This is a genomic window from Herminiimonas glaciei (assembly GCF_042664955.1).
Classification (GTDB): Bacteria; Pseudomonadota; Gammaproteobacteria; order Burkholderiales; family Burkholderiaceae_D; genus Oxalicibacterium; species Oxalicibacterium glaciei.
In genome coordinates, this window is the sequence record NZ_JBHTBU010000004.1 from 1 (window position 1) to 5,802 (window position 5,802).

Sequence of the window (5,802 nt, forward strand, 5' to 3'; positions counted from 1 at the left end):
GCGCAAAAGCAAAAACCCTCCAGTATTTCTACTGAAGGGTTTTCTAAATAAAAGCCTGACGATGACCTACTTTCACACTGGTTGCAGCACTATCATCGGCGCAAAGTCGTTTCACGGTCCTGTTCGGGATGGGAAGGGGTGGTACCAACTCGCTATGGTCATCAGGCATAACTTGTAAAGTTACCTGCTAAGTCGTTGAATCTGACTTGAGCAAATAACCCAATCTGGAAGAAGTAAATTTTGTATTACTGGTTGTGATTTCATGTATCAAATCACACACGTTACTTGCATGCCTACACCTGCTAAGGTTATAGGGACAAGCCGTACGGGCAATTAGTATCAGTTAGCTTAATGCATTACTGCACTTCCACACCTGACCTATCAACGTCCTGGTCTCGAACGACCCTTCAAAGAGCTCAAGGCTCTGGGAAATCTCATCTTAAGGCAAGTTTCCCGCTTAGATGCTTTCAGCGGTTATCTCTTCCGAACTTAGCTACCCGGCAATGCCACTGGCGTGACAACCGGTACACCAGAGGTTCGTCCACTCCGGTCCTCTCGTACTAGGAGCAGCCCCCTTCAAATTTCCAACGCCCACGGCAGATAGGGACCAAACTGTCTCACGACGTTTTAAACCCAGCTCACGTACCACTTTAAATGGCGAACAGCCATACCCTTGGGACCGGCTACAGCCCCAGGATGTGATGAGCCGACATCGAGGTGCCAAACTCCCCCGTCGATATGAACTCTTGGGAGGAATCAGCCTGTTATCCCCAGAGTACCTTTTATCCGTTGAGCGATGGCCCTTCCATACAGAACCACCGGATCACTATGTCCTACTTTCGTACCTGCTCGACTTGTCAGTCTCGCAGTTAAGCACGCTTATGCCATTGCACTATTAGCACGATGTCCGACCGTACCTAGCGTACCTTCGAACTCCTCCGTTACACTTTGGGAGGAGACCGCCCCAGTCAAACTGCCTACCATGCACTGTCCCCGATCCGGATAACGGACCAAGGTTAGAACCTCAAACAAACCAGGGTGGTATTTCAAGGTTGGCTCCACGAGAACTAGCGTCCCCGCTTCAAAGCCTCCCACCTATCCTACACAGATTGGTTCAAAGTCCAATGCAAAGCTACAGTAAAGGTTCATGGGGTCTTTCCGTCTAGCCGCGGGTAGATTGCATCATCACAAACATTTCAACTTCGCTGAGTCTCGGGAGGAGACAGTGTGGCCATCGTTACTCCATTCGTGCAGGTCGGAACTTACCCGACAAGGAATTTCGCTACCTTAGGACCGTTATAGTTACGGCCGCCGTTTACTGGGACTTCAATCAAGAGCTTGCACCCCATCATTTAATCTTCCAGCACCGGGCAGGAGTCACACCATATACGTCCACTTTCGTGTTTGCATAGTGCTGTGTTTTTATTAAACAGTCGCAGCCACCAGTTTATTGCAACCCCTTCGTCCTTCTACAGTAAAGTAGTCAAACTACAAGGGCGTACCTTATCCCGAAGTTACGGTACCAATTTGCCGAGTTCCTTCTCCCGAGTTCTCTCAAGCGCCTTAGAATACTCATCTCGCCCACCTGTGTCGGTTTGCGGTACGGTCTCGTTAGACTGAAGCTTAGAGGCTTTTCTTGGAACCACTTCCGATTGCTTCACGAATAAATTCGTTGGTCCCATGCCCTTGAATTACGCTGCCGGATTTGCCTAACAGCCTTCTATGACACAGGAACCGGGACATCCAACACCCGGACAACCTTCCGCGATCCGTCCCCCCATCGCATCTAACGACGGTGCAGGAATATTAACCTGCTTCCCATCAGCTACGCATCTCTGCCTCGCCTTAGGGGCCGACTCACCCTGCTCCGATGAACGTTGAACAGGAAACCTTGGGCTTACGGCGTGGAGGCTTTTCACCCCCATTATCGCTACTCATGTCAGCATTCGCACTTCTGATACCTCCAGCATCCTTTACAAGACACCTTCGCAGGCTTACAGAACGCTCTCCTACCATATGCTTACGCATATCCGCAGCTTCGGTGACTGGCTTAGCCCCGTTACATCTTCCGCGCAGGACGACTCGATCAGTGAGCTATTACGCTTTCTTTAAAGGATGGCTGCTTCTAAGCCAACCTCCTGACTGTTTTAGCCTTCCCACTTCGTTTTCCACTTAGCCAATCTTTGGGACCTTAGCTGGCGGTCTGGGTTGTTTCCCTCTTGACGCCGGACGTTAGCACCCGACGTCTGTCTCCCAAGCTCGCACTCATCGGTATTCGGAGTTTGCAATGGTTTGGTAAGTCGCGATGACCCCCTAGCCATAACAGTGCTCTACCCCCGATGGTGATACTTGAGGCACTACCTAAATAGTTTTCGGAGAGAACCAGCTATTTCCAAGTTTGTTTAGCCTTTCACCCCTACCCACAGCTCATCCCCTAATTTTTCAACATTAGTGGGTTCGGTCCTCCAGTGCGTGTTACCGCACCTTCAACCTGGCCATGAGTAGATCACTTGGTTTCGGGTCTACACCCAGCGACTGAACGCCCTATTCGGACTCGATTTCTCTACGGCTTCCCTATACGGTTAACCTTGCCACTGAATGTAAGTCGCTGACCCATTATACAAAAGGTACGCAGTCACGGAACAAGTCCGCTCCTACTGTTTGTATGCACACGGTTTCAGGATCTATTTCACTCCCCTTCCGGGGTTCTTTTCGCCTTTCCCTCACGGTACTGGTTCACTATCGGTCGATATCGAGTATTTAGCCTTGGAGGATGGTCCCCCCATGTTCAGACAGGATTTCTCGTGTCCCGCCCTACTTGTTGCAAGCTTAGTTCCACACCACATATTTCGTGTAAGGGGCTATCACCCTCTATGGCTGCACTTTCCAGAGCATTCCACTATATCTGATGCTAAAACTTGCGGCTGTTCCCATTTCGCTCGCCACTACTTTGGGAATCTCGGTTGATTTCTTTTCCTGCAGCTACTTAGATGTTTCAGTTCGCCGCGTTCGCTTCACACACCTATGTATTCAGTGAGTGATGACCCAGAGGGCCGGGTTTCCCCATTCGGAAATCTGCGGATCAAAGCTTGTTTGCTAGCTCCCCGCAGCTTATCGCAAGCTACTACGTCCTTCATCGCCTGATATCGCCAAGGCATCCACCATGTGCACTTATTCGCTTGTCCCTATAACTTTAGCCTCTCAGTTGCAAGCAACTGAAAGACGGCTATAAGGCAAACAAGTACTACGTGTTTGCTGTATTGACACTGGACTGCCCTTGCGAGCAGCTGATCGTCAATACTATTTGATTTGATACAATCACAACCCATCAGCGCAAACTAACAATGCTTCCGCATCATTGGTTCGCACCAATAAATCTTTACTTCTTCCAAATTGTTAAAGAACAAAAACAGCCAATGATCTATCTAAAAGATCAAACCTAAATCACGTCTGCACTTGCATGCAGATCAACTTAGGTTTGACATCTTGGTGGAGGTTGACGGGATCGAACCGACGACCCCCTGCTTGCAAAGCAGGTGCTCTCCCAGCTGAGCTAAACCCCCGAAACCGGTACTACGTATTTCTTGGTGGGTCTGGTTGGGCTCGAACCAACGACCCCCGCGTTATCAACACGGTGCTCTAACCAACTGAGCTACAGACCCGTTTGGATCAGTACCAACCAACACCGCACAAGCATTACTGCCTGCGCACTGCCGACATTCACTGTTCTTTTCTTACTAACAGCCCGATAAGTGTGGACGCTTAACTTTCACGCAAACTCTAGAAAGGAGGTGATCCAGCCGCACCTTCCGATACGGCTACCTTGTTACGACTTCACCCCAGTCACGAATCCCACCGTGGTAAGCGCCCTCCTTGCGGTTAGGCTACCTACTTCTGGTGAAACCCGCTCCCATGGTGTGACGGGCGGTGTGTACAAGACCCGGGAACGTATTCACCGCGACATGCTGATCCGCGATTACTAGCGATTCCAACTTCATGTAGTCGAGTTGCAGACTACAATCCGGACTACGATACACTTTCTGGGATTAGCTCCCCCTCGCGGGTTGGCGGCCCTCTGTATGTACCATTGTATGACGTGTGAAGCCCTACCCATAAGGGCCATGAGGACTTGACGTCATCCCCACCTTCCTCCGGTTTGTCACCGGCAGTCTCATTAGAGTGCCCTTTCGTAGCAACTAATGACAAGGGTTGCGCTCGTTGCGGGACTTAACCCAACATCTCACGACACGAGCTGACGACAGCCATGCAGCACCTGTGTTACGGCTCTCTTTCGAGCACCCTCTAATCTCTCAGAGGTTCCGTACATGTCAAGGGTAGGTAAGGTTTTTCGCGTTGCATCGAATTAATCCACATCATCCACCGCTTGTGCGGGTCCCCGTCAATTCCTTTGAGTTTTAATCTTGCGACCGTACTCCCCAGGCGGTCTACTTCACGCGTTAGCTGCGTTACCAAGACAATTAAGTCCCGACAACTAGTAGACATCGTTTAGGGCGTGGACTACCAGGGTATCTAATCCTGTTTGCTCCCCACGCTTTCGTGCATGAGCGTCAGTGTTATCCCAGGGGGCTGCCTTCGCCATCGGTATTCCTCCACATCTCTACGCATTTCACTGCTACACGTGGAATTCTACCCCCCTCTGACACACTCTAGCCATGCAGTCTCAAATGCCATTCCCAGGTTGAGCCCGGGGATTTCACATCTGACTTACATAACCGCCTGCGCACGCTTTACGCCCAGTAATTCCGATTAACGCTTGCACCCTACGTATTACCGCGGCTGCTGGCACGTAGTTAGCCGGTGCTTATTCTTCAGGTACCGTCATTAGCAAAGGATATTAGCCCTCACCGTTTCTTCCCTGACAAAAGAGCTTTACAACCCGAAGGCCTTCTTCACTCACGCGGCATTGCTGGATCAGGCTTGCGCCCATTGTCCAAAATTCCCCACTGCTGCCTCCCGTAGGAGTCTGGACCGTGTCTCAGTTCCAGTGTGGCTGGTCGTCCTCTCAGACCAGCTACTGATCGATGCCTTGGTAGGCTTTTACCCCACCAACTAGCTAATCAGATATCGGCCGCTCCATGAGCATGAGGTCTTGCGATCCCCCACTTTCATCCGTAGATCGTATGCGGTATTAGCGCAACTTTCGCTGCGTTATCCCCCACTCTAGGGTACGTTCCGATATATTACTCACCCGTTCGCCACTCGCCACCAGGTGCAAGCACCCGTGCTGCCGTTCGACTTGCATGTGTAAGGCATGCCGCCAGCGTTCAATCTGAGCCAGGATCAAACTCTTCAGTTCAATCTCTGTTTTTGGCATTGCTGCCAGGTTCTTTCGAACCGGTCGCTCACTCAAAATACTGACAGGTACTTTCATTTAACTGAAAGTATCTATATTTCTTTGTGAGCATTTAATGTTTAAAGTTATGACAGCGAATAAATTCACTGCCGCGCTTCCATTAAACGCCCACACTTATCGGCTGTTAATTTTTAAAGAACCTTGCCTGCTTCGCATTCAACCTTAGCTGTTTGCAGCGCCGCGAATCGTTTTGTTCGTCAGCAGCAGAGAGATGAGATTATGTGGCATGTTTCAGTTTTCGTCAACATCTTTTTAAGAAACTTTTTAAAAAGATTCGTTTTAAATTTCTTCAAAACGACGTAACCAAAACCACCACTTCTACACCCCCATCACACTCACATTTCAGCTCGCTTACTTCGCGTTTCGCTGCGTGTTCTGCGACGGGAGCCGAACTATAGCAAAGCTTCTTTGAAGTTGGCAAGCGCTTT

The 5,802-nt window shown here is 50.0% G+C and carries 2 tRNA genes and 3 rRNA genes; all 5 read right to left on the minus strand.

Features of this window, described 5'->3' with window-relative positions:
* Positions 1-53: 53 nt before the first annotated feature.
* Positions 54-166, minus strand: a 5S ribosomal RNA gene (gene rrf, locus ACFQPC_RS18210).
* A 146-nt stretch (positions 167-312) separates the two neighbouring features.
* Positions 313-3,185 (minus strand): 23S ribosomal RNA (locus ACFQPC_RS18215).
* Between the two features lie 302 nt (positions 3,186-3,487).
* A tRNA-Ala gene (locus ACFQPC_RS18220) sits at positions 3,488-3,563 on the minus strand.
* Positions 3,564-3,585: 22 nt separating this feature from the next.
* Positions 3,586-3,662, minus strand: a tRNA-Ile gene (locus ACFQPC_RS18225).
* A 122-nt stretch (positions 3,663-3,784) separates the two neighbouring features.
* Positions 3,785-5,317: ribosomal RNA gene (locus ACFQPC_RS18230) — 16S ribosomal RNA — on the minus strand.
* Together the 16S, 23S and 5S rRNA genes with 2 tRNA genes alongside form the textbook arrangement of a ribosomal RNA operon.
* Between the last annotated feature and the right edge of the window lie 485 nt (positions 5,318-5,802).